The organism is Saccharopolyspora sp. NPDC002686, assembly GCF_040295745.1.
Taxonomy (GTDB): Bacteria; Actinomycetota; Actinomycetes; order Mycobacteriales; family Pseudonocardiaceae; genus Saccharopolyspora; species Saccharopolyspora oryzae.
Genome location: NZ_JBEOVY010000654.1, coordinates 1 through 1,456 on the forward strand (window position 1 = coordinate 1; position 1,456 = coordinate 1,456).

Sequence of the window (1,456 nt, forward strand, 5' to 3'; positions counted from 1 at the left end):
GTGGGGGTCATCCCCGTGGTTGGTGGATTGTGGGGGCTGTGCTCCGGATGTCAAGCCCGGCCTTTGGCCGCCCCTGCGGGGTTTCTGGCTTGACATCCGGAGCACAGCCCCGTTTCGGCTTTGTGTCACGGGGATGACCCGGTGTGGGATGGACTCCGGTTCGGTTGTATCGGGCCGGTCGCGGGGTGATGGGGGCTGATGGGGGTCCGGTTGGGGGTTGTTGAGTGCTGCCGACCGGTTGGGTGCGGGGTTTGTGCAGGCGGCGGGGTTGCTGTTTGTGGGGGTGTGGTGCTGTGGGATCAGTGGTGGGTGAGTGTCGCCTGACGGCGTGTCGGCCCGGTGCTGTTCCGAAGTGTGTGGTGGCGGGGCACCGGGTGACTGTCCACATAGGCCTGATGGGCTGCCGTGAAACGCGAAGAGAACGTCGCTAAGGCTTCGTGTTTCCTTGGTGTGGAATGGTTTTCGTGTTGTTCTGCTGGCGTTGATCACCGTATTGGGCGACGGTTATGTGCTCGAAATTCTGTTCGATGGTTGAGAGAATAGAGGCATGACACCGCTGATGACCGCCTGTGATGCGCCGCCCGCTGCTGCGGGTGTGGTCGCGTCCTCGACCACGCCCGAGCTGGGCGGGGTCGGGTCTGGGCTGGTTGCGGTGTCGTCGTTGACTGATGAGGAGTTGACGGCACGGATCGGTGAGATGGAGGCCTGGATTCGTCGGGCGCGGATGGAGCAGTTGCGGCTGATCGCCGAGGCTGACCGTCGTCGCGTGTATGCGGCGCGGGGTGCGCGTTCGACGCAGGTGTGGTTGAAGAGCCTGCTCAACATCGACGGCCCTGACGCCACCGTTCGGGTCCGTCTGGCTACCGCCACCACTGCCGATGCCACCAACACTGTCGACTCCGACGAGTCTGGTTCTGCTGGCAGGGTGGAGCTGCCTGTCGTGGCGGAAGCGCTCGCTGAGGGTGTGATCAGTGTGGATCACGGCAATGTCATTTCCCGTTGCCTGTCCCGGTTGCCTGAGCGTGCTCGTGGCCGTGCGGGTGAGGTGGAGCGGCTGTTGGTGGAGCATGCGTGTCGGTTGTGTCCGCGTGATCTGGCCAAGCTCGCCGATCGCATCCGCTACACCCTCGACCGCGAGGGGGCGGTGCGTGATGAGGAGGCCCAGTTCGAGGCGCGGGAGTTGCATTACGCGACTGCCCGGGACGGGATGCTGGTGATCAAGGCTCGGCTGGATCGCGAGGCGGGCGCGAAGTTCGTCGCGGCGTTGCAGCCGTTGGTCGCCCCGCGCCCGGAGGAGGGCGGGGTGAAGGATCCGCGCACGGTGGGTCAGCGCAACGCCGACGGTTTCACGAGCTTGCTGGACCTTGCTTTGGAGTCCGATGGCATGCCCCGCACCGGCGGTCAGCGCCCCCACCTGACGGTCACCATCAACTATGAGGACCTCGCCGCCACCCTC

At 65.3% G+C, this 1,456-nt stretch carries 1 protein-coding gene; it reads left to right on the forward strand.

Annotated elements, in window-relative coordinates; translation table 11 throughout:
- Positions 1–547: 547 nt before the first annotated feature.
- Positions 548–1,456 (forward strand): DUF222 domain-containing protein (locus ABTZ89_RS38655; protein ID WP_351054455.1); only part of this gene is annotated, 909 nt, incomplete at its 3' end.